Annotated in this window: 18 protein-coding genes and 1 pseudogene; 12 read left to right on the forward strand and 7 right to left on the reverse strand. The window is 63.2% G+C overall.

Annotated features, from left to right (window positions below):
• Positions 1-31: 31 nt before the first annotated feature.
• Positions 32-1,063: an amino acid ABC transporter substrate-binding protein gene (locus tag OVA00_RS01015; RefSeq protein WP_051659497.1), complete on the reverse strand. Its 1,032-nt coding sequence runs from the start codon at positions 1,061-1,063 to the stop codon at positions 32-34.
• A 239-nt stretch (positions 1,064-1,302) separates the two neighbouring features.
• On the opposite strand from OVA00_RS01015, the gene OVA00_RS01020 reads away from it, so the two are divergent.
• Both OVA00_RS01020 and OVA00_RS01025 read left to right on the forward strand, forming a co-directional pair.
• Positions 1,303-1,989, forward strand: coding sequence for a GntR family transcriptional regulator (locus OVA00_RS01020; RefSeq protein WP_034799636.1), 687 nt, complete (start codon positions 1,303-1,305; stop codon positions 1,987-1,989).
• Positions 1,990-2,143: 154 nt separating this feature from the next.
• On the forward strand, positions 2,144-3,733 hold the full coding sequence (locus OVA00_RS01025; protein WP_268087709.1) for an ABC transporter substrate-binding protein: 1,590 nt from the start codon (positions 2,144-2,146) through the stop codon (positions 3,731-3,733).
• Positions 3,734-3,792: 59 nt separating this feature from the next.
• Here OVA00_RS01025 and OVA00_RS01030 read toward each other — a convergent pair whose 3' ends face one another.
• The 4 genes and pseudogenes from OVA00_RS01030 to OVA00_RS01045 all read right to left on the reverse strand — a co-directional run.
• Positions 3,793-4,467, reverse strand: coding sequence for an HAD family hydrolase (locus tag OVA00_RS01030; RefSeq protein ID WP_034799634.1), 675 nt, complete (start codon positions 4,465-4,467; stop codon positions 3,793-3,795).
• A gap of 113 nt (positions 4,468-4,580) precedes the next feature.
• Positions 4,581-5,252, reverse strand: coding sequence for a metallophosphoesterase family protein (locus tag OVA00_RS01035; RefSeq protein ID WP_034799633.1), 672 nt, complete (start codon positions 5,250-5,252; stop codon positions 4,581-4,583).
• Positions 5,253-5,466: 214 nt separating this feature from the next.
• Positions 5,467-5,838: a hypothetical protein gene (locus OVA00_RS01040; protein ID WP_192372808.1), complete on the reverse strand. Its 372-nt coding sequence runs from the start codon at positions 5,836-5,838 to the stop codon at positions 5,467-5,469.
• A 175-nt stretch (positions 5,839-6,013) separates the two neighbouring features.
• A pseudogene (locus OVA00_RS01045) lies at positions 6,014-7,691 on the reverse strand (phosphoethanolamine transferase); the annotation flags it as partial.
• Between the two features lie 270 nt (positions 7,692-7,961).
• Here OVA00_RS01045 and OVA00_RS01050 point away from each other — a divergent pair.
• The 8 genes from OVA00_RS01050 to OVA00_RS01085 all read left to right on the forward strand — a co-directional run bounded on the left by OVA00_RS01050 (position 7,962) and on the right by OVA00_RS01085 (position 17,205).
• On the forward strand, positions 7,962-8,636 hold the full coding sequence (locus tag OVA00_RS01050) for a response regulator transcription factor (RefSeq protein WP_112772167.1): 675 nt from the start codon (positions 7,962-7,964) through the stop codon (positions 8,634-8,636).
• Positions 8,633-9,997, forward strand: a complete 1,365-nt coding sequence (locus tag OVA00_RS01055; RefSeq protein ID WP_268087710.1) for a sensor histidine kinase — start codon at positions 8,633-8,635, stop codon at positions 9,995-9,997. The genes OVA00_RS01050 and OVA00_RS01055 overlap by 4 nt, the downstream gene beginning before the upstream one ends.
• A gap of 169 nt (positions 9,998-10,166) precedes the next feature.
• Positions 10,167-11,333 (forward strand): HPP family protein, encoded by a 1,167-nt coding sequence (locus OVA00_RS01060; protein WP_192372806.1) that lies wholly within the window; start codon positions 10,167-10,169, stop codon positions 11,331-11,333.
• A 180-nt stretch (positions 11,334-11,513) separates the two neighbouring features.
• Positions 11,514-12,215, forward strand: a complete 702-nt coding sequence (locus tag OVA00_RS01065; protein WP_192372804.1) for a CerR family C-terminal domain-containing protein — start codon at positions 11,514-11,516, stop codon at positions 12,213-12,215.
• Complete coding sequence (hlyD, locus tag OVA00_RS01070) at positions 12,212-13,219, forward strand: secretion protein HlyD (protein WP_268087711.1); 1,008 nt, start codon at positions 12,212-12,214, stop codon at positions 13,217-13,219. The genes OVA00_RS01065 and hlyD overlap by 4 nt, the downstream gene beginning before the upstream one ends.
• A complete protein-coding gene (locus tag OVA00_RS01075; RefSeq protein WP_268087712.1) occupies positions 13,216-14,946 on the forward strand; it encodes an ATP-binding cassette domain-containing protein in 1,731 nt (576 codons plus the stop codon). The genes hlyD and OVA00_RS01075 overlap by 4 nt, the downstream gene beginning before the upstream one ends.
• Positions 14,943-16,091 carry an ABC transporter permease gene (locus tag OVA00_RS01080; RefSeq protein WP_034799624.1) on the forward strand — a complete coding sequence of 383 codons (1,149 nt, stop codon included), beginning with the start codon at positions 14,943-14,945 and terminating at the stop codon, positions 16,089-16,091. The genes OVA00_RS01075 and OVA00_RS01080 overlap by 4 nt, the downstream gene beginning before the upstream one ends.
• A 1-nt stretch (position 16,092) precedes the next feature.
• Positions 16,093-17,205 carry an ABC transporter permease gene (locus tag OVA00_RS01085; protein WP_192372798.1) on the forward strand — a complete coding sequence of 371 codons (1,113 nt, stop codon included), beginning with the start codon at positions 16,093-16,095 and terminating at the stop codon, positions 17,203-17,205.
• On the opposite strand, the gene OVA00_RS01090 is transcribed toward OVA00_RS01085, so the two are convergent.
• Positions 17,206-17,808, reverse strand: coding sequence for an alpha/beta hydrolase (locus OVA00_RS01090; RefSeq protein ID WP_192372796.1), 603 nt, complete (start codon positions 17,806-17,808; stop codon positions 17,206-17,208).
• 155 nt (positions 17,809-17,963) lie between these two features.
• Complete coding sequence (locus tag OVA00_RS01095; protein WP_090295852.1) at positions 17,964-18,893, reverse strand: VOC family protein; 930 nt, start codon at positions 18,891-18,893, stop codon at positions 17,964-17,966.
• A 234-nt stretch (positions 18,894-19,127) separates the two neighbouring features.
• Here OVA00_RS01095 and OVA00_RS01100 point away from each other — a divergent pair, with 234 nt between their 5' ends.
• Together OVA00_RS01100 and OVA00_RS01105 are read left to right on the forward strand one after the other, a co-directional pair.
• Entirely contained in the window at positions 19,128-20,954 is a 1,827-nt protein-coding gene (locus OVA00_RS01100) for a sensor histidine kinase (protein WP_268087713.1), read from the forward strand.
• Positions 20,951-22,312 carry a sigma-54-dependent transcriptional regulator gene (locus OVA00_RS01105; RefSeq protein ID WP_060586231.1) on the forward strand — a complete coding sequence of 454 codons (1,362 nt, stop codon included), beginning with the start codon at positions 20,951-20,953 and terminating at the stop codon, positions 22,310-22,312. Before OVA00_RS01100 ends, OVA00_RS01105 begins: the two co-directional genes overlap by 4 nt.
• Positions 22,313-22,328 lie beyond the last annotated feature (16 nt).

Genomic DNA, 22,328 nt, shown 5'->3' on the forward strand with positions numbered 1-22,328 from the left:
ACCCGAGCGAAACGCGCGGGCCCGTCGATTCTCAACGGAACGGCGGTGCGTAGAGTAGGCCACCTTCGCTCCAGCGCGTGTTCGGGCCACGCGTCAGGCCAAGCGCGGTCTTGGTGCCGAGGTTGCGCTCGAACACTTCGCCGTAGTTTCCAACCCCCTTGATGATGTTGTAGCCCCACTTGTTGTCGAGGTTCAGCATCTTGCCGAGTTCTTCGCTGACGCCGAGCATGCGCTGGATCTCCGGATCCTCGCTCTTGGTCATCTCGTCGACATTGGCCTGGGTGATCCCACGCTCTTCGGCAGCCATCAGCATCCAGGCAGACCAGGAGACGATGTCACGCCAGTTGGAATCGTTCTGGCGAACGGCCGGCGCCAGCGGCTCCTTGGAGATCGTTTCCGGCAGCACGACGTAATCGTCCGGGTTGTTGGCAACGGCGCGGATCGAGGCAAGGTCCGAACGGTCGGACGAGATCGCCTCGCAGCGGCCGGAGAAGAAGGCGTTGCGGTTTTCGTCCGGGCTTTCGAAGACGACCAACTCGAACTTGCCGCCGATCGTACGGAAGAAGTCGCTGAGGTTCTGGGCGGTCGTGGTGCCCGGCAGCGTGCAGATCGCCGCGTCGGTCAGTTCCTTGGCGCTGCTGACGCCGAGCGACTTCGGCACCATCAGACCCTGGCCGTCGTAGAACACGGTCGGGCCGAAATCGAGCCCGAGTGAGGTTTCGCGCGAAAAGGTCATGGTCGTCTGGCGCGACAGCATGTCGATCTCGCCGGACTGAAGCGCCTGGAAGCGCGTATTGATGTTGGTCAGGACGAAGTCGACCTTTTCCGGATCGCCGAATACGGCAGCCGCCACGGCGCGGCAGACATCGACGTCGAAGCCTTCCATGTGACCCTTGGCATCGGCCGTCGCAAAGCCCGGCGTGCTCATCGAGACGCCGCAGATCAGCTTGCCGCGGGCCTTGACGGTTTCGAGCGTCGTCGCGGCGTTGGCAGCGGTCGCGGCCACCAGGCCGACGGCGATGCCGGCAACTGTCGCACAGAGCTGCAGAATCCTGCTGTTCATGAATTCCCTCCCATTGGCTGTTCCCTTTCAGGCCTTCTCAGGTCGCGCGGTCCTCTCCGCACGCCTCCTCCCGAACCGGCCGGCACCGGTCTTGTTTGTCGGCGCCTGCAATTGCATACGACAAGAGAATACAAACATCAACATTATTGTATACAATATTGACGACCATTTGGACGGGCGCTATCGAAGACAAGGGACATGTTCGGCCGGTCCCCGATCGGCCCGTTGGGGAGGCACCCTTGTCTGAGAAATCTAGCCGCAGCGAAGTGGTCTACAAGCTTTTGCGCCAGGCGATCCTGGAACAGGCCCTGAGGCCCGGAACGAAACTTTCCGAAGATACGATCGCCGACCATTTCAAGGTCAGCCGTACCAGCGTTCGGGCGGCCCTGGTCCGGCTCAACGCAGAAGGCATTGTCGATTTACGCGCCAATAAGGGCGCCTGCGTGGCCGAGCCGACATTGGAGGAAGCCCGCGACATCTTCGCACTGAGACGCATGCTCGAAGCCGAGGTGATCCGACGGCTCGTCGCCGATCTCGACGCCGCCGGCGTCAAGCGGCTGCAGCAGCATGTCCGGCAGGAGGAGACGGCGCTTACAGATCACGGCCCGCTTTCGATCCGGCTCGCTGGCGAGTTTCACATCCTGCTTGCCGAGCTTACGGGCTCACAGGCGCTGACGCGGTTCGTCCGCGAGATCGTCTCACGCTGTTCGCTGATCCTTGCCCGGTTCGCGCGGCTGCATTCGCCGGAATGTGCCGTCGACGAGCATGTCCAGATCATCCGCGCCCTGCAATCGCGCGACACCGCCACGGCGGAACGGATCATGCTCGAACACCTCGACGCGGTCGAGCTTCGCGCCGAACTCGACACCGACAAGACCGAGCCGGATATCTCCGCGATCCTGCAACGCTACGCCCGCAAGGGGTGACGGCGCCTCAACTATTCGGTCGAGAATACGACTTTCTTTCGCCGATCTGCGCCACCATCTGTCGCGCGGCAACACACCAGGCGCGGCATCTGCCTCCAATATCTGCAACGATACCGGTTACACCGGGTGGGTCTTGCAAGAGAGGGAGTAAGACATGCCAATTGAACTGGAATTCATGAGCAAGCAGGTTGCCGCGGGCCGGCTGTCGCGACGGGAGTTTCTCGGACGGGCCGCGGCACTCGGGATAACCGCCGCCTCGGCGAACCTGCTGCTTGGCCAAGCGGCCCGCGCCGCAGGGCCGGTCAAGGGCGGAACACTCAAGGCGGGCCTCGTCGGCGGGGAATCGACGAACAGCCTGGACCCGGCAACCTGGGCAAGTCAGGTCCCCTACACGCTCGGGCGCTGCTGGGGCGAACAGCTCGTCGAAGTCTCGCCGACGGGCGAGATCGAGTACCGGCTTGCGGAAGCCTACGAGGCGACGCCGGACGCCAAGACCTGGCGCTTCAAGATCCGCAAGGACGTGACCTTCCACAACGGCAAGGAGCTGACCCCGGCCGACGTGGTGGCGACGTTCGAGCGTCATGGCGACGCGGACTCCAAGTCTGCGGCCCTGCCCTTCGTTCAGGACTTCGAGACGATCAAAGTCGATGGCGACAGCGTGGTCATCACGCTGCGCGCGCCCAATGCCGACCTGCCCTATATCGTCAGCGATTACCACCTGATGATCCAGCCGAACGGCGGCAAGGACGACCCGACGGCGGGCATCGGCACCGGCCCCTACAAGGTCGTGTCCAACGAGCCGGGCGTCAAACATATCGCAGAGCGGCACGAAGGTTATTGGGGCTCGGCCGAGCGCGGCCATGCCGATCAGATCGAAATCGCTGTCATCAATGACTCGACCGCTCGAACCGCGGCCCTCCAGAGCGGCCAGATCCACATGATCAACCGCATCGAGCCCAAGGTGGTCGCCCTGATCAGTCGCCTTCCCGGCGTCGTCATACGGAATGTGCCGGGCAAGGGTCACTATGTCTTCATCGCCCATTGCAACACGGCGCCCTTCGACAACAACGACCTGCGCCTGGCGCTGAAATATGCCGTCGACCGCGAGGAGATGGTGGCAAAGGTGCTCGCCGGCTATGGCACCGTCGGCAACGACACGCCGATGATCAAGGGCTATCCGCTGTTCGACAACGATATCGAGCAGCGCGTCTTCGATCCGGACAAGGCGAAGTTCCACTACAAGAAATCCGGGCACAGCGGCTCGGTTCTGCTTCGGACCTCCGATGTCGCCTTTCCCGGCGCTGTCGATGCGGCACAACTCTTCCAGATGAGCGCCACCAAATGCGGGATCACCATCGACCTGAAGCGCGAACCGGGCGACGGCTACTGGTCGGACGTCTGGAACAAGCAGCCCTTCAGCATGTCCTATTGGACCGGCCGGCCGACGCAGGACCAGGTCTATTCGATCGCCTATCTCTCCAAGGCCGAGTGGAACGATACCCGCTTCCTCCGGGAGGACTTCGACAAGCTGATATTTGCGGCGCGTGGTGAACTCGACAACGCCAAGCGCAAGGCACTCTATCATCAGGCGGCGATGATGCTGCGCGACGAAGGCGGCGTCATCGTACCGATGTTCAACAACTATATCGACGCGACCAACGACAAGGTCGGCGGTTGGATCGACGATCCGAACGGCGAACTGATGGGCGGGCACGCGCTGACGAAATGCTGGCTCAACGCCTAAACCAGCGACGCGAATGACGGGAGGTCCGCACGCGGCCTCCCGTTCTCATCGACGGGTTTTCAAGCGGTACGGCGCAGTGATACCGTGCCGTCTGTTGCGCGCTCCACCGCGATGTCGTGGTAGCGGGCAAGCGTCATGTGCGGCGTTCCCTCGGCGGCCGCATGCGCACCGGTGACGACGACGACATCGGCCCCGGCTGCGAGCCCGGCCAGAATTCCGGCCGGCGCGTCCTCGAACACCAGGCAATCCTCCGCACGCACGCCCAGCCGCTCGGCCGCCATCCGGTAGCCCTGTGGATCGGGCTTGCCGATGGAAACATCCTCACCGGTGATCATCAGTTGGGGCATCGGAATGCCGGCGGCCGCGAGACGGCGCACGGCGAGATCCAGCGGCGCGGACGTCACGATCGCCCACCTTTCCGGCGGCAGAGAATTCAGGAAATCAACCGCACCGGGGATCTCGACAATACCTTCAACGTCGGCGATCTCGGCCAGCGCCAGGTCGTAGGCTTCCTTCTCCGGATCGATGTCCGGCAGCTCGAGATTGCGGATCGTATCGACGGCGCGCACGCCATGTACGGTTTTGGTAAACTCGACTGGGTCGAGACCATTGCGCTCCGCCCATGCGCCCCAGACACGCTCGACCACGGCCATGGAGTTCAGCAACGTGCCATCCATATCGAACAGGAGGGCAGCAAAATTCTTCGTGAAAACGGATGAAGGCGCGGCGTCCAAGGCAATCCCCTGAGATGATGAGACGGGCGGCAAAGGCTTCGCCCAGCGGAGAAGCCACACCTACTACCGGAGAGCCGCCCGCACAATGCCATTTACGCCACCGATGCCAACGCTCACTCGACGCGCCAGGCAGCCTTGCTCGCCGTCAGGAAGTCGATCGGCCCACCCGCCTGATCGTCGTCGAAGATGGCGCAGGAGAGGATGCCGCTGAACACCGCGCCGGAATCGACATTGGTGCGGTTTCCGACCGTGCGCGGATTGGCCGTGCTCGGCGTGTGGCCATGACAAAGGTGCCGGCCCCAGTACTCGCCGGAATAGTCGTCGGGCGGCCGGATCCAGAGGAAAACCCCGTCGTCCTGCTGTTCCAGCGGCCGCGTGTCGTCGACGCCCGCATGAACGAAAATGCGAAAGCGCTCGACCAGGATCGTCGGCAGCTCCTTGATCCATTTCAGGTGCCGCCCGGGAACCGTGCCGTCATAGGAGATCAGGGTCTCGCGGCCACCGTTGACCAGCCACCAGTCGACATCGCTTTCACCACTGCTGGCACCCCAAAGCATTTCCTCGTGGTTGCCCTTGAGGGTCAGCCAGGTCCAGCCGGGCTTCGTCGGACCAGCCATGATCAGTTCAATGACGGCGCGGCTGTCCGGCCCCCGGTCGATCAGGTCGCCGAGAAAGATCACCCGCCCCGTTGGCGCATAGTCTTCGATTTCATCCAGCAGCGCGCGCAGCTGGTCGAGGCAGCCGTGAATATCGCCGACGGCGAACGTCAGATGCCGGACGGCCATGCATTCACTCTCCAAATTCCGATAGCGGGCGCCGGCCGGTTCGAGGCCGAAAATATCGCCAGATCAAGGCGCTATAACATGCCTTTTGCGGAAAGGATGCAAGATGCGGCGGCCGCGACGCGGACCCGTGCGACAATTAAGAATGAGGGCCGCCGTGTAAGGAGCCACGGGCGAGATGCCCGCACTTGGGAGCCACTATTGTGCCGTCCTGATGTCAGCGTCGGGAATGACCCTTGGCGATGGTCGAGCTGGCGATCGACACCGGGTCGCTTGCCGGAAAAGTATCCTCGAGTCCTTCGTCGAGTTGCTCTTCCATCGCATCGCGATCATGCGCCCGGCGCGCGTTCGGCAGGGTGCCGCGACGCCCCCCTGCCTGGTCGCCGGCGGCCGCGACCGTTTCGTCGGCCGCAATGGCCGCATGCAGAATTTCCTTTGCCTTCGCGATCGCGTTCAGCCGGTTAAGGGATCCGGCCTTGTCCTGGGGACACATCACTGTCACCACCTCATCGCCGTCGCCTATGAATTCGACGGTGAACCCTGAGCGACCGGCTCTTTCGGCAGTGACCTGCAGGCCGACGATGCGCATCGGACCTCTCCTTCCTTGGGCTGTCCCGAAGGGCCGAGGCCGCGTTGCCGTCTCGGCCGTGGCGGGAACGAAATCGGGGTGTGTTTTCAAGGAAGCGTCGAGGCCGGGTTTTGTTCCGACCGTGGGCAAATTTACGGGCCGTTAAAGGGCGCCTGGAAACCCTGAGGAACGCACGGGGCTCGCCGGCAAGTCGTTGGTCGTATCCGCGGCCTGGAACGCCGCCCCGCCGCCCGGCTTCTTCGTGCAGCTCGCAAAGGCATCAAGGCCCGGCTTGTAGACCTTGGTCTCGACATTCATCATGCCGAGCACGGTATGAAACAGGTTGTCGTGGGATTTCGGCTGCGCCGTATCCTTGGCGAGGCACGCCGTATCGACACCCATTGCCGCCTGGTAGGGCTTCGAGAACCACGCGATAACGGCACCTGCGTCTGTTCGCGCGGGGCGATGGCATAGGGCGCGCCGTGCAGATAGATGCCGTTCTCGCCGAGCGACTCGCCGTGATCGGACATATAGATCATCGCGCCGGCGATCTGGTCCTGATGCTTTTCCAGCAACCGGGCGACACTCGCCACCACGTAGTCGGTGTAGAGGATCGTGTTGTCATAGGCGTTCGTGATTTCTTCAACCGAACACTTCATCAGTTCGGGCGTGCGGCAATCGGGCGTGAAACGCCGGAACTTCTCGGGATAGCGCAGGTAATAGGACGGTCCGTGGCTGCCGAGTTGGTGGAGCACGATCACGCTGTTCTTCTTGGTCGCCGAGAGCTTCTTGTCGAGCTCGCCGAGGAAGATCTCGTCCAGGCATTCCCCGTTCTTGCAGAGCGGGCTGTTCTTCTGGTCGGTCATGCTGGCGAAGTTGATGAGGTCGGCAATGCCCTTGCTTCCGGTGTTGTTGTCCCACCAGGTGGTCGAAACGCCGGCGCGCGTCAGCACGTTCATGAGGTTTTCCGTCGAGCGCGCCTTCCAGTCGCTGTACTCATCACGCGGGTAGACGGAGAACATGCAGGGGAGCGACGTTGCCGTCGCCGTGCCGCAGCTCGTGGTGTCGGTGTAGTTGACGACGCCCAGAGCCTTGAGTTCCGGATTGGTCTCGCGCCCATAGCCGTTCAGCGAGAAGTTCATCGCGCGCGCGGTTTCGCCGGCAACGACGACGACAACGACGGGCTTGCCGGCAGCTTCAATCCGCGCACCCTGTCGGGCATCGGTTGCGAGTGGCTGCACGACGATGTTGCGCTGCTTATAGGTCGAGGATGCATATCGCACGGCAGCCGAAACCGGCCCCGTCGGGTTGAACCGCTTCATCAGGTCCTTGTGTTCGCGGATCACGTAGGCGACGTTTGCAAAGTTCGCGTAGACCAGACCCCCGCTGACGAGGAGGCAGGGAATGATCACCGCCAGGTTGACCGCAGCATTCGACAGGAAGGGCCGGTAGCGGAGCTTGAACCAGATCACCAGCAGCGACGGAAGTACCCCGTAAAGCAGCAGATGCGTCGCCAGACTGCCGGTCAGGAGGTGGCTGGCTTCGGCCTGCGTCGTCACCGCCGCGTTGCCGATCATGTCCTTGTCGATGATGACGCCGAAAGTATCGATGAAGTAGGAGGCTGCGGCCGATACCATGATCAGGAAGATCATCACCGGCTTCATCACATATTTGACGGAGGCCAGCGTCAGGCCTGCGAAGGTCAGCAGACACAGAGCCGCGCTGAAAGACAGACGCGCCGTGAGGGAATCGTCGAAATAGGCGACCGTGTGTGTCCAGAAGGATTTGTTGGTGGCAAGGAGCAGATAGGCACTGACAAGAGCGCTGAGCGCAATACTGCCGATTTCGGGGCGGCGAATACTTGAAAATCTCAAAACTGTAGTCTCCTGCGGTGACTGCAAGAGCGCCTGGGAAGGGCGTTGCAGGCACGGGCATTCAATCGAGATGGAGGCCGCGTGGCGGCCACCTGCTAGGTTGCAGCCTCCCCCTCAGCCGTTGAGATACGACGGACAAGCTGTCCAAACCCCGTCAAGATTGCTCATTGTTGCGCCGATACGCGCGCTGGTAGGTGTCGCGCAGGCAGTTGGCAGTCCCGGCGAAAGCCCATATGGTCGGCGGTGGCCCTGTAATATCGAGACGAATCAATGCGCCTGCTCCTGGTCGAAGACAGTCCGCGACTGGTTGAACTGGTCGGTGAAACCATGCGGGATGCGGGCTGGCGCCTCGATGCGGTTTCAAGCGTGGCCGATGCCGAAACGGCGATCGCGGCGCGCGAGCATGACCTGGTGCTGCTTGACCTCGGGCTGCCCGATGGCGACGGCCTGTCGCTGCTTCGCCGCGTCCGCCTGGAGTATCCCGGGCTGCCGGTGCTGATCATCACGGCCAAGGGCTCTGTCGACGAGCGCATCGCCGGGCTCGACGCCGGGGCCGACGACTATCTCGTAAAACCGTTCCACCATCGCGAACTGCTTTCGCGCTGTCGCGCGATGCTGCGGCGCAATCCCCAGGCCGTACAGCCGGTACTGGAAGCTGGGACATTGCGCTACGACCCGGCAACCGCCGACCTCACCTGCGACGGCACGGTGGTGCCCTTGCCGCCGCGCGAGCGGTCGTTGATCGAGATCCTGATGCGCGAGGTCGGTCGCGTCGTGCCGAAGCGAAAACTTGAGACGGCCCTTTCGGAATATGGCCAGGAAGTCACGCCCAATGCCCTGGAACTGGCTGTTTCAAGGGTGCGCAAACGCCTGCAGCCGCTCGATACCGGCGTTCAGATCGAGACGGTGCGCGGCATCGGCTACCTCCTCAGGCAAGCTCCATGAGGAGCCGAAACCCTTCCCTGATCGGTATCGTAGCCCGCCGCATCATCGCCTTTTCGCTGCTGGCCATGGCGATCCAGATCGGCGTCGTCTTCGCCGACTACTGGTTCGACGACGACAAGCTGAGCGTGCTCATGCTGCAGCAGGAAACCGAAAACCTGATCGAGTATGTCCAGGTGCGCGACGGCGTGGCGCGTTACGAGCCCAATCGCGACGTGCGCGAACGCTATCTCGACCGGTCCGACGACAACGGCGCGATTTTCCTGCGTATCCGCACTGCGTCCGGTGAGATGATCCATTCGAACTGCACGGCCGAATGTGCCCAACACTTCCTGCCGCTCAACGTCGACGCGCCGCAATTCTGGAAACGCCTCATCGCGCCGGGCAAACCTTTCAGCGTTGCCGGCGGCCAGACTTTCGATCGGGGCGGCCTGGTCGTCCTGGTCGAACTCGCGATCCTCAACGATCCGAACGGCTTCATGTACGGCGCCTTGCTGCACGAGATGTTCGATTCGATGATCGTGCCGATGACGCTAATGTTCTGTCTCGTGATCGGCGCGACGATCTGGTCGGTGCGCAGCGCCTTGCGGCCGGTCGCCATGGCCGCGCAGGCCGCCGACGCCCTCGACCCGCGCGACAGCAATGCGCGCCTGCCGTTGACGCGAATGCCGCAGGAAATCGCCCGTCTCGTCACCGCAGTCAATCGGATGCTGACCCGGGTTGCCGATCTCATCCAGTCGCAAAAGCTGTTCTCGTCGTCGATCGCCCATGAAATCCGCACGCCGGTGTCGATCGCCAAGATGGAACTGAGCCGCATCGACGACCCGCGGGCGCGCAATGCGGAGCGCGACCTGGACGCACTCACCCATATTCTGGAGCAGTTGACCTCGCTCGCGCGCGCCGATGCCGTCGATCCCTCCGCCTACCAGCGCACCAGCCTGTCTCAGATCGGCGCCGCCGTTGCGGAGGCGATTGCACCTTTCGTCTTCGACCACGACAAGTCCCTCGAATTCGTAGACGAAGGCACGCCACAGATAACCGCCATTCCGGCGCTCGTCGAAAACATGCTGCGCAACCTCATCGAGAACGCCGTCAAGCACAACCCGCCGGGGACCCGGATCGTCCTGACCTGTGGCCCCGGCCCGGTCGTCTGTGTCGAGGATGACGGCAAGGGGCTGATCGACCTCCCGGAGCACAACGAAGACCTTGGCTATGTAAAAAGCTCCGGGCAGCTCGGCCTCGGCCTCGGCCTGAAGATCGTGCGGCGCATCAGCGAATTGCACCAGGCAACCGTCGCGGTCGATACGACGCCTGGCCGTGGCACCCGGTTCTCGATCGATTTTTCCGCCGCCCTGTCGGGCTGACGAGCCCGACGATAGGGACAGCACGCGCCCGCGCGTGCATCGCACATTTTTTAGGCGCGATGCATATATTTCAATCCAACGCCGGTTTTTGGATGCGGATTTCATGCCCAATGCTGCGCCATGTGCTAATGGCGTGCCCAAGTCCGTACCTCCCCTCCCGAGAGGCTCCATGTCGAAGGCCCGCGCGTACATCAAGCGTTTCATCCCATCGCTCGTTCCGATCAGCCATCTGGAACGCCTGCGTGCGTCTTTGGGCGCGCTTCTTGGCATCCTGCTTACCGGCTTGATCAGCAGCTATGCCCTCGGGGCGGGCGCCAGCCTGCCGCTGCTGATCGCGCCAATGGGCGCCTCGGCCGTCCTTCTCTTTGCCGCCCCGGCTAGCCCGCTCGCCCAACCCTGGTCGATCGTCGGCGGCAACACCATCTCTTCGCTGATCGGCGTGACCGCGGCGTTGCTGATCCCGGATCCGGTCGTCGCAGCCGCAGTCGCCGTCGGGCTCGCCATCGCGATCATGCTGCTGCTCGGCTGCCTTCATCCGCCGAGCGGGGCGGTTGCGCTGACCGCCGTGCTCGGTGGCCCGGCGATCCACGAGGCGGGCTACTGGTTCGTCCTGTCGCCGGTCGCCATCAATTCGGTCGTCATCCTCTTGATCGCGCTGGCGTTCAACAACGTGACCGGTCGCCGCTACCCGCATCTTGCGCAGGCGCCGACGCTGCATGGAACGAGCGACCCCGCGCCGACGCACAGGCTCGGCATCGTCCCCGAAGACCTGCAGGCCGTTCTCGCCCAATATGGTGAAGTGGTCGACGTCAGTCCCGAAGAGCTCGACGCGTTGATCCACCAGGCGCAGATCCGCGCCTTCAACCGCCGCTCCGGCGAAATCACCTGCGCCGAGATCATGTCGCGCGACGTCGCCACGGCCACGCCCGAGACGACCTTGCGCCAGGCCTGGCAGACCCTGATCAAGCATCACATCAAGGCGCTACCGGTCGTGACTGAAAAGGACGGCCTCGTCGGTATCGTCACGCAAACCGATTTCATGAAACACGCAATGCTCACATCGCAGGGCGGCATCCGCCAGCGGCTCGGAAACGTTATCGGCTTCGGGCCGAAAACACCACGGCTCGTATCCGACATCATGACCCGTAAGGTGCAATCCGCCCTACCGGAAACCATGATCGCCAAACTCGTGCCGCCGATGTCCGACATGGGGCTGCACCATATGCCCGTGGTCGATCCGGATAACCGGCTGCTCGGCGTCGTCACCCAATCGGATCTCATCGCCGCCCTCTTTCAGCGCCGCCTCGAACGGGGCGAAGAGCGCGACGTCGCTTAGGCCAAAAGTTTCACCGGAGGTTCCTCGCCCGCAAAATAGAGTGCCACAGCAAAACCGCTGTGCACCTTTGTACGACTTGCTTTCTGCAACACGACCTCATCGATTCAAGGCATGTCGTCATCCGTCGCGTAAATTCATTCGATTGACTTATTCATTGGAATGATGTAATTTCAGTATGTCATGAAAAAAGAAACCTCGCCCCGCCCGACCAAGCAGGACCGCGGAGATGTCACCCGCGAGAAACTGCTGACCAGTTCCATCGACGTCTTTGGCCGCTACGGCTTTGACGGCGCAACCACTCGCATGCTCGCCGAAACGGCAGGCGTGAACCTCCAGGCAATCCCCTATTACTTCGGCGGCAAGGAAGGCCTCTACGTCGCCGCTGCGGAGCACCTTGCCTCGATCATCATCGACCACGTCGCAGACCTTCGAAACGCGGTTCTTGCTCGCCTTGCCCACCTCGACAGCCAAGGCCAGCCGTTGGAACCCCGGGAGGCCCGCGACATGCTCACCCAGCTGGCGCAGCACATGGTCGCCCTCTTCGTGAGCCGTCAGTCCGAAAGCTGGGCGCGCTTCATCATCCGCGAACAGATGGAGCCGACGGAAGCCTTTGAGCGCGTCTATTCCAACGTCATGGGCCCGATGATCGGCATGGCCGGCAGGCTGGTTGCCACCATCCTTGGCGAGCCTCCTCAATCGGAACAGGTCCGGCTGAAAACCCTGTCCTTCGTCGGCAGCATCCTGGTCTTCCGCATGGCGCACGCAGCCGTGCTTCGGCAGATGAAATGGCAGGCGGTCGGTCCTGACGAGCTCGACCTCTTGCGCCGACATGCTGCCGAGCTGGTCGCGGCCATTGGAAGCAAGCGGGAGGACCGGTCATGAACAAGCCGGCAGTAGCCCTTGTATTGCTTGCCGGCGCCGCGGCCAGTGCCTGGTGGTTCGACGTGCCGCAGCGGCTCGGCTGGATCGGCACGGAGCAGACCTCGGTGCTCTACGGCAATGTCGACATTCGGCAGGTTTCACTCGGCTTCCGCGTCAGCGGCCGCATCGCAAGCCTTGGCGTCGACGAAGGAGACGTGGTCAAGCCCGGGGACGTTCTGGCGACGCTGGACGCCGTCCCGTTCGAGCAGGCGGTCGCCGCGGCGCAGGCCGATCTCGGTGCGCTCAGGGCCAACCTTGCAAAGCTGAGGGCGGGGGCACGCCCGACCGAGATCGCCCAGGCGCGCGCGACCCATGAGGAACGTCTGGCCGATCTCGAAAACGCCAATCTCGCTTATGAACGCGCCCGGCAATTGCGCCCGAACGGCACCATCTCCCAGGCCAATCTCGACGAGGCGAATGCCAACAGGGCGGCAGCCGCAGCGCGCGCCACCTCCGCCCGCGAGGCCTTGGCGCTCATCGAAGAGGGAAGCCGGATCGAGGATATTGAAGCCGCCCGGGCGCAGGTGCTTGCCGCGGAAGCCAAGCTCGAAAGCGCCCGCACCTCGCTTGCCGATACCCAACTGTTCGCGCCGAGCGCCGGCACGGTCCTGTCACGGGTGCGCGAGGCTGGTGCCATCGTCGCGCCTTCCGACACCGTCTACGTCGTCTCGCTGAACGAACCCGTCTGGGTGCGCGCCTATGTGGCGGAACCGGACCTTGGCCGGGTGCATCCCGGCATGGCCGTCGAGGTCACGTCCGACAGCGCCCCGGACCACCGCTACAAGGCGACGGTCGGGTTCATTTCACCGGTCGCCGAATTCACGCCCAAGTCGGTGGAAACGCCGGAACTGCGCACCGATCTCGTTTATCGCCTGCGCATCGTTGTCGACAAGCCGGGCCCCGATCTCCGGCAGGGCATGCCCGTGACCGTGCATCTGCCGGAAAAGGCTGGAGCCGCGCAATGAGCGACGAGGTGCCGTTCGTTCGCATCGCGGATGTGGTCAAGCGCTTCGGCGATGCCCCGCCGGCGCTCGACCATATCGCTGGCGAAATCTTGGGCGGGCGGATCACCGGGCTCGTCGGCCCCGATGGCGCCGGAAAGACCACGCTGATCCGCCTGATGACCGGGCTGATGGTGCCGGACGAAGGCAAGGTCGAGGTTCTCGGTTTCGATACGGTGGCGAATGCTGCCGATATCCAGGCGGCCATCGGCTACATGCCGCAACGCTTCGGCCTCTATGAGGACCTTTCCGTTCAGGAAAACCTCAATCTCTACGCCGATCTGCGCGGCCTGCCGCTTGGCGAGCGCGCAGCGACCTTCGACGAACTGCTCGAATTTACCGACCTCAAGCGTTTCACCACCCGCCTTGCCGGCAAGCTCTCCGGCGGCATGAAGCAGAAGCTTGGCCTTGCCTGCGCCCTGCTGCGCAAGCCGAGGCTGCTTCTCCTCGACGAACCGGGCGTCGGCGTCGACCCGATCTCGCGCCGAGATCTCTGGAAGATGGTCGAAAACCTGACGAAGGAGGGCATCGGCGTCGTCTGGTCCACGGCCTATCTGGACGAGGCAGAGGCCTGCGACAGCGTTTTGCTCTTGAACGAAGGCAAGCTCCTGTTCACGGGTAGTCCCGCCGAATTGACCGCCAGGGTCGCCGAGCGCGTCTTCAAGGTATCCGGCATTACCCATGGGCGGCGCCAGAAGCTCGCAAGCTATCTCGACGACGACGATGTCGTCGACGGGGTCATCCAGGGCGAAGCGATCCGCCTGGTCATGAAGCCAGGGACCAAACCGCCATCCCCGGGCGGACATTCGTCCGCATCAGGCGTGGCGACCACCACGCCACGTTTCGAGGATGCGTTCATCGACATGTTGGGCGGCGGTCCCGGCGGCCGCTCCAAGCTCGCGGAAACCCAGACCCCCTTCCCGACCGACGGCGAACGGCCGGTCATCGAAGCGCGAGGACTGACGAAACGCTTCGGCGATTTCAGCGCCGCGGATGCGATCACCTTCGACATACCACGCGGCCAGATCTTCGGGCTCTTAGGCCCGAACGGCGCCGGCAAATCCACGACCTTCAAGATGTTGTGCGGGCTGTTGAAGCCCACGGCCGGCGAAGGCCGCGTCGCCGGTTTCGATCTACGGCGAGACGCAGCGGAAGCACGCAACCGGCTGGGCTACATGGCGCAAAAATTCTCGCTCTACGGCGATTTGAGCGTCGGCCAGAACCTCAGCTTCTTTGCGGGCGTCTACGGTCTTGCCGGCGCGCGCAAACGCGAACGCATCCAGTTGATGACGGAAATCTTCGGCTTCGCCCGCCTGCTCGACATGTCGGCGAAAGATCTGCCGCTCGGCCTCAAGCAGCGTCTGGCACTCGCCTGCGCCGTATTGCACGAACCGGAAGCGCTGTTTCTCGACGAACCGACCTCCGGCGTCGACCCCATCACCCGGCGCGAATTCTGGACCCACATCAACGGCCTTGTCGAAAAGGGCGTCACCGTACTCGTCACCACCCACTTCATGGACGAAGCCGAATATTGCGACCGCATTTCGCTGATTTATCGCGGCCGGTCGATCGCGCTCGGCTCACCGGACGAATTGAAGGCGCAGGTCGCCAGCCCCGAGCTTCCGGACCCGACGATGGAGGATGCCTTCATCGCTCTGGTTCAAGGCTCGGAGGAGAAGGAGGCCGCATGAGCGCGCGCGCCGCAACGACCGAGGGCCGGGCCACGAGAGCCAGACGCTTTGCCGCGTTGGTGCGCAAGGAAAGCTATCAGATCGTTCGCGACCCGAGCAGCATCCTGATCGCCTTCGTGCTGCCGATGATCCTGTTGTTTCTCTTCGGCTATGGTGTTTCGCTCGACACGACGCAGACCCGCATCGGCCTCGTCGTCGAAGAAGAGGCCCCGCTGACGCGCGATCTCGCTGCGGGATTTCAGGCCTCGCGTTATTTCACGGTGGCGGTCGGTCGGGACCGCCGCGAGTTCGAGGAAGACCTAGTGCTTGGCCGGGTCCGCGGCATCGTTGTAATCCCCAAGAGCTTCGTGGCCGACTATTCGGCCGGTCGGCACCCCGCCTTGCAGGTGCTCGTCGATGGCTCCGATCCCAACACCGCGAACTTCGTCCAGAACTATGCGCAGGCGACCGTAGCCAATTGGGAGCGCCAGCGGTTGAGCGACAGCGCCGGCCGGCCGCCGGCGATCTCGGCCGAGCAGCGCTTCTGGTTCAACCCGGAGCTGACCAGCCGGAACTTCCTGGTGCCGGGCTCGATCGCCATCGTCATGACGCTGGTCGGGACGCTGCTCACCTCGCTCGTCGTTGCACGTGAATGGGAGCGCGGCACGATGGAGGCGATGATGGCGACGCCGGTTTCGGCAGCCGAACTCCTTGCCGGCAAGCTGCTGCCCTATTTTATTCTCGGGCTCACCTCGATGACGCTCTGCGTCCTCCTTGCCGTCTTCCTCTTCGGCGTTCCTTTTCGCGGCTCGGTCGCAGCGCTCTACGCGCTGTCAGCGACTTTCCTGATGCCGGCGCTCGGTCAGGGCCTGTTGATTTCTGCGGCGACCAAGAACCAGTTCCTCGCCTCGCAGCTCGCGCTGATTTCGGCGTTTCTTCCGGCCTTCCTGCTTTCGGGATTTCTCTTCGAGATCAATTCGATGCCGACGGTCATCCAGTGGATCACCTTTATCGTGCCGGCGCGCTATCTGATCCCGAGCCTGCAGACGGTGTTTCTGGCTGGCGACATCTGGCCGATGTTCGGCAAGTCCATTGCCGCCATGCTCCTGATCGGCAGCGTGTTCTTCGCGCTCGCCGCCCGCAGTACCCGCAAGAGGATCGGCTGACATGTGGTGGACGAGACTGAAGGCCCTGATCGTCAAGGAGTTGCTGGCGGTGCTGCGCGACCCCAAGGGGCGCACCGTGCTGATCGTACCGCCGATCCTGCAGCTTCTGGTGTTCTCCTACGCTGCGACGCTGGAGGTCACGAATGTCGACGTGCTGGTGCTGAACCGCGACAACGGCCACTGGAGCCAGGATCTGATCGAGGGGATCGACGGCTCGCCAACCTTCCGAAGCATCCGCTTCACCGACAGTCAGCAGGAGGTGCGCCTGGCGATCGACACCCAGCAGGTCATTGCGGCGATCGAAATCGGCCCCACCTTCTCGCGCGATATCGAGGCCGGCCGGCCGGCGGAGGTGCAGGTCATCCTCGACGGCCGCCGCTCCAATGCGTCGCAGATCGTCTCCGGTTATCTCGGCCGTATCGTCGGCACGCTTGCCGCCGAGACGCCCACCGGCAAGCGCATGGCATCGGGGGCGGTCACCGTCGTTGCCCGCAACTGGTTCAATCCAAACCTTACCTACCAGTGGTTCATGGTTCCGAACCTCGTCGCCAGCATCGCATTGTTGATCGGTCTTATTGTCACGGCGCTATCGATCGCGCGCGAACGGGAGCTCGGCACTTTCGATCAACTGATGGTCTCGCCGCTTCGAACCCACGAGATCCTGATCGGCAAGCTGATCCCGCCGATGATGATCGGCCTCTTCCACATCAGCATTTACATCCTGGCGGCCGTCTTCATCTTCGGCGTGCCGCTGCGCGGCTCGCTGCTTTTGCTCTACGGCAGCGCGGTGTTCTACCTCGCCTCCGTCGTCGGCCTCGGCCTGTTCATTTCTGCCCTGTCGATGACGCAGCAGCAGGCGATCCTCGGCGCGTTCCTGTTCATGGTGCCGGCGATGCTGCTTTCGGGTTTCGCCACGCCGATCGAGAACATGCCCTCCTGGCTGCAGCCGATCACCTATGTCAATCCGCTGCGCTACTTCCTCGTGATCGTGAAGGGCGTGTTCCTCAAGGACATTCCGGCGGTCGAGGTGGCGCGACAGACGATCCCATTGTTTCTGATCGCCATCGTCACCCTCTCGGCCGCCTCCTGGCTCTTCCGTCGCCGGCTGGAGTGATCAATCCTTCAGGAAGCGCGCGATCGCCGCGATTTCATTCTGGCGGATGTCGTGCCCGCCCGAATGCCACTCGATCTCGGTTGCCGCGCCCTGCCCCTGGAAATAGTCCGCGAGCGCCTGGGTCAGCGGCGCCGGGCAGATGGGGTCACGCTCGCCGGCGGTGATCAGGACGCTACGCTCCTTCAGCCCCGCATTGTCCTTCGGGCGGAACGGGATCAAGGGATGCATCAGCACCGCCTTGTCGAAAACACCACCTTCGATCAGCACGTTGGCAAGGATGTTTGCGCCGTTGGAATAACCAAGGCCGATCACCTGAGAAGCCTGATGCTCCGTAGCCAGCGCCTTGACGAAGCGCGTCATCTTTTCGGTGGCGCGAGCAAGGTCGGCCATATCGTAGACACCCTCGCCGGTGCGCTTGAAGAAGCGTGCGGCGCCAAATTCCGAAACGTCGCCTCGTGGCGAAACGATCGTCGCGTCGGGCAGCAACTCGGATGCGAAAGTGAAGAACTGGTTCTCGTCACCGCCGGTCCCGTGGAACACGAAGAAAATCGGCTGGCCGGGCTTTCCGGCCTTCAGCTTGTGAACATAGCCATGATCTACCATTTTTGTCTCCTGGGGCAGGCCTCCGACGGGTCGAAGCCTCGTGCGAACCTGCCTGATTTCAAAGCGTTGACTTCACGGTTTCGACAAAACTGTGAACCGACCTGTGCAAGATCGGGTAGCGAAGGCTCGCCGCGGCGGCGAGCCTTCTTGGCGTCTTAGTCGATCTTCTGCAGGTGACTTTCGAGGATCGGGCGCAGGTGCTTGTGCTGCTGCGGCAGCTTCAGCGCCTCGCCGAGATGGGCGAGGTCCTCGTCCCGGTCGAAGCCAGGCTCGTTTGTCGCGATCTCGAACAGGACGCCGCCCGGCGTGCGGAAATAGATCGCCCAGAAGTAATCGCGGTCGATGACCGGCGTCACCTGATAGCCCGTGTCCATCAGTGCCTTGCGCACCTCGAGTTGCTTTTCGCGGTTATCGACCGCGAAGGCGATGTGGTGCACCGAGCCGGCCCCTTGCGAGGCGCGGCCGATATTCGGCATCGTTTCGAGGTCGATGACGCGGGCATCGTTGCCGCCGGGCACGATTAGACGAGTTACACCATCCTTGCGGTCAAGTTCTTCGTAGCCCATGAACTTCAGAAGTTCCGCCGTCGCACCTTCGTCACGCAGGCGCAGTGCTGCCGAATGGAACCCGCGGATCGCATGATCAGCGGAAATGCCGCCTTCCGTCCAGGGCGTGCGCCCATCGTCCCTGACCTCGACAAGCGCAAAGCCGTCACCATCAGGGCCGGCAAAGTTCAGGCGGTTTTCACCGAAGGTTTCTTCATCCTTGAGACCGGTGGCGCCGAGCGTCGCCAGCCGCTCTTTCCAGAAACCGAGCGAACCTTCGGGCACGGAGAAGACGGTGGTTCCGACTTCGCCAGTACCGGCGCGGCCACGCGGCATCTGCGGGAACGGGAAATAGGTCATGACGGTACCAGGCGTGCCGGCTTCGTCGCCGTAATAGAGGTGGTAGACATCCGGCGAGTCGAAGTTGACCGTCTTCTTGACACGGCGCAGGCCGAGCGACTTGGTGAAGAACAGGTTGTTCTCGCGTGCATCGTCCGCCATCGAAGTGACGTGATGCAGACCCTTGATCTGATTGAGCATTGCCGTGATCCTTTCTCTCCGGCGCCACCGGGCGCTCCGTTGGGTCTTAGATGCGCCTATCCGCTCCTCGGCGAAAGACGGCCGCAACCAAACGCATTGTCAACAGATCGTTGACGACACCTAAAACTCGTCAACAGAAGCGAGTTCCAGCGGCGACTTGTGAGCCCTCGCCCCGATGCTTAAGATCGGCGGGCGGCATTTGCTGCAACGACGCGAGGAGGGGCGCGCATATCTGTGAAACATCGCTTGGTCCTTGCGTTCCTGCTGTTGCCGCTGCTTGCAGCCATGCTGGCATGGAAAGGCTATGCGGTCACGACCGACAGCTACTTGCGCGAGGCAGGTGCTCAGGCGACCACGGCGCTGCGCCTCGCCGTCACCGCGCTCGACGGCCACCTCAACCGCTACCAGGCGTTGCCGGCACTGATCGCGGATCATGACGATGTCCGCGAGCTCGTCACCCGCCCACGGGACCGGCGACTGCGGGAGGCCGTCGACAGCTACCTCAAGGACATCAACGGCCTGTTGCAGTCCTCGGACATCTACGTGATCACGCCGGATGGCAACACCATCGCCGCCAGCAACTATGACGGGCCGACGAGCTTCGTTGGGCAGAATTTCAGCTACCGGCCCTACTTCCAGGAAGCGCTTCGCGGCGAGCAATCGCGGTTCTATGCACTCGGAACCACGTCGTTGAAACGCGGCTACTTTTTCGGCTCCCCGATCCGGGTCGGCAACGAGATCCGCGGCGTCATGGTGTTCAAGGTCGATGTCGAGCGCATCGAAGCGTCCTGGCAGGGCGGCGAGTACAAGATCTTCGTCTCCGACCCGGAAGGCATCGTCTTCATGTCCGGCGATCCGGAATGGCGCTACGCGTCGATCCTGCCGCTGACGTCGGACCGGCTTGCACGAACCGAGGCCTCCAGGCGCTACGCCGATGCGACCGTACATGCCCTTCCCGTGTCGGAGCGTGTTTCGTCCGACCGTCATTTCCTCACCGTCTCGGCCGAAAACTCGAGCCGCGAATACCTGATGCTTTCGCAGCGGATGCCCGACGCCGACTGGACGGTGAATGTGCTGGTCGACACCGCGTCGGTGCGAACACAGGCGCTGACGACTGTTATCGCCGCTCTGCTTCTGCTCTGCCTTGCCGGTCTCGGCGTCGCCATCATTCTCCAGCGGCGCGCGCGGCTCAACGAGCGCCTGTCGATGCAGGCGGAAGCACAGGCCGAGCTGGAACGCCGCGTAGACGAACGCACCGCTGACCTTGCCCGCGTCAACGGCCAGATCGAGGAAGAGATCGCCGAACGGCGGCTGACGGAGAAGCAACTGCGACGGACGCAGGCCGATCTGATCCAGGCCGGAAAACTGGCAGGGCTCGGGCAGATGTCCGCCGCCCTCTCGCACGAATTCAACCAGCCGCTCGCCGCCGCCAAGACCTATGCTGACAGCGCCGCACTGCTGATCGAGCGGGGTCGGTCCGACGAAGCGACGGACAATATCCGCCGCATCTCCGGGCTTGTCGACCGGATGGCGGCGATCAGCAAGCACCTGCGCAATTTCGCCCGCAAACCGAACGAGAAACTCGGGCCGGTCCCGGTCGAGGAAGTGGTGCGCGACACGATGGAGATCGTGTCGGCTCGGCTGAAGGCGGCGGCGGCGACCATCGACATCGATCTCGGCAACGAACCGCTCGTCGTCCGGGCCGGCTCGGTCCGCCTGCAGCAGGTGCTGGTCAACATCATTTCCAATGCCGCCGATGCCGTCGAGGGCCTTGACGACCGCACCATCCGCCTGCGTACGAAGCAGGAAGACGGCAAAGTCGTGCTGACCGTCAGCGACCGTGGCCCCGGCATTGCGCCGGCGATTGCCGAACGTATCTTCGACCCATTCTTTTCCACAAAGGGCGTCGGCAAGGGGCTGGGCCTTGGCCTTTCGATTTCCTATAACATTATCAAGGATTTCGGCGGAAGCCTTGTCGCCACTAACCTTGCGGAAGGCGGCGCCGAGTTCCGCATCGAACTCGCTGCCGAAAACAGCAATGCCCGGGAGGCCGCCGAATGATCGAGAGCCGGATCCTGCTCGTCGATGACGAAGAGGATGTGCGCCATTCGAGCGCCCAGGCGCTGGAGCTGGCCGGTTTCCGCGTCGATACCTTCTCGGCCGCCGAACACGCGCTCGAATTCATCAGCTACAGTTTTCCTGGCGTGGTGATCAGCGATATCCGCATGCCGGGCATGGACGGCATGACCCTCCTGCAGCGCATCCGCGAAATCGATGCGGAGGTACCGGTTATCCTCGTCACCGGCCATGGCGATGTGCAACTCGCGGTCCGGGCCATGCGCGAAGGCGCCTATGACTTCGTCGAGAAGCCCTTCGCAGCGCAGATGCTCGCCGGCACGATCCGCCGGGCACTGGACTGGCGCGCGCTCGTTCTTGAAAACCGCCGGCTGAAGGCGGTTGCCGGCAAGCGCGACGACATCGAACAGCGGCTGCCCGGTCGAAGCCAGGTCATGGTCGATCTGCGCTACCGCATCCGCGCGCTCGGCGCGGCCGATGCCGATACCTTGATCATCGGCGATACCGGCGTCGGCAAGGAGGTGCTGGCCCGCACGCTGCATGATCTGAGCACCCGCGCCAACAGCCCGTTCATCGCCATCAACTGCGCCGCACTGCCCGAAAACCTGATCGAAAGCGAGCTCTTCGGCCACGAGCCCGGCGCCTTTCCCGGCGCCATCCGTCCACGCTACGGCAAGTTCGAACATGGTCGCGGCGGTACGATCCTGCTCGACGAGATTGGCTCGATGCCCTTCGACCTCCAGGCAAAGTTTCTGCGGGTGCTGCAGGAACGCGTCATCACCCGGCTCGGATCGAACGAGCAGGTCCCGCTCGACGTCCGTTTCATCGCCACCAGCAAGGTCGATCTCGAAAAGGAAGTCGCCGCCGGGCGCTTCCGGGCGGACCTCCTCTATCGCCTCAACGTCGCGACGCTCCGCGTCCCCTCGCTTGCCCAGCGGCGCGCCGACATTCCGCTGCTCTTTCTGCAACTGGTCAGGGAGTCGGCCGCTCGCTACGGCCGGGATGAGGTGGAGATCTCCCAATCGATGCTGGCCGAAATCGCCGAGCGCGACTGGCCGGGCAACGTGCGCGAGTTGCGCAATGCCGCCGAGCGGCTGGTGCTCGGGCTCGATGCGGCTCCCGACGACAGCGCGCGATCGGAAAACGGCAACCGCCTCGCCGACAAGGTGGCGGCCTATGAAAAAGGCCTCATCGCCAGCGCAATCGCCGCCCATGGCGGCGCGCTGAAGCCGGTCTACGAGACCCTCGGCATCTCGCGCAAGACGCTCTACGAAAAGATGCAGAAGTTCGGGCTCGACAAGAAACTCGTCGCTTCCGATTTCTCCGCAGAGAACGAGACCTGACGTTTCCGAGCCCGAG

The organism is Ensifer sp. SL37, assembly GCF_026672675.1.
Classification (GTDB): domain Bacteria; phylum Pseudomonadota; class Alphaproteobacteria; order Rhizobiales; family Rhizobiaceae; genus Ensifer; species Ensifer adhaerens.

Coding starts and splice junctions, on each gene's coding strand:
- OVA00_RS01050 (WP_112772167.1), top strand. CDS start 7,962: ATGCGCCTGCTCCTGGTCGAAGACAGTCCGCGACTGGTTGAACTGGTC.
- OVA00_RS01065 (WP_192372804.1), top strand. CDS start 11,514: ATGAAAAAAGAAACCTCGCCCCGCCCGACCAAGCAGGACCGCGGAGAT.
- OVA00_RS01025 (WP_268087709.1), top strand. CDS start 2,144: ATGCCAATTGAACTGGAATTCATGAGCAAGCAGGTTGCCGCGGGCCGG.
- OVA00_RS01080 (WP_034799624.1), top strand. CDS start 14,943: ATGAGCGCGCGCGCCGCAACGACCGAGGGCCGGGCCACGAGAGCCAGA.
- OVA00_RS01015 (WP_051659497.1), bottom strand. CDS start 1,063: ATGAACAGCAGGATTCTGCAGCTCTGTGCGACAGTTGCCGGCATCGCC.
- OVA00_RS01095 (WP_090295852.1), bottom strand. CDS start 18,893: ATGCTCAATCAGATCAAGGGTCTGCATCACGTCACTTCGATGGCGGAC.
- OVA00_RS01055 (WP_268087710.1), top strand. CDS start 8,633: ATGAGGAGCCGAAACCCTTCCCTGATCGGTATCGTAGCCCGCCGCATC.
- OVA00_RS01090 (WP_192372796.1), bottom strand. CDS start 17,808: ATGGTAGATCATGGCTATGTTCACAAGCTGAAGGCCGGAAAGCCCGGC.
- hlyD (WP_268087711.1), top strand. CDS start 12,212: ATGAACAAGCCGGCAGTAGCCCTTGTATTGCTTGCCGGCGCCGCGGCC.
- OVA00_RS01040 (WP_192372808.1), bottom strand. CDS start 5,838: ATGCGCATCGTCGGCCTGCAGGTCACTGCCGAAAGAGCCGGTCGCTCA.
- OVA00_RS01105 (WP_060586231.1), top strand. CDS start 20,951: ATGATCGAGAGCCGGATCCTGCTCGTCGATGACGAAGAGGATGTGCGC.
- OVA00_RS01075 (WP_268087712.1), top strand. CDS start 13,216: ATGAGCGACGAGGTGCCGTTCGTTCGCATCGCGGATGTGGTCAAGCGC.
- OVA00_RS01035 (WP_034799633.1), bottom strand. CDS start 5,252: ATGGCCGTCCGGCATCTGACGTTCGCCGTCGGCGATATTCACGGCTGC.
- OVA00_RS01060 (WP_192372806.1), top strand. CDS start 10,167: ATGTCGAAGGCCCGCGCGTACATCAAGCGTTTCATCCCATCGCTCGTT.
- OVA00_RS01085 (WP_192372798.1), top strand. CDS start 16,093: ATGTGGTGGACGAGACTGAAGGCCCTGATCGTCAAGGAGTTGCTGGCG.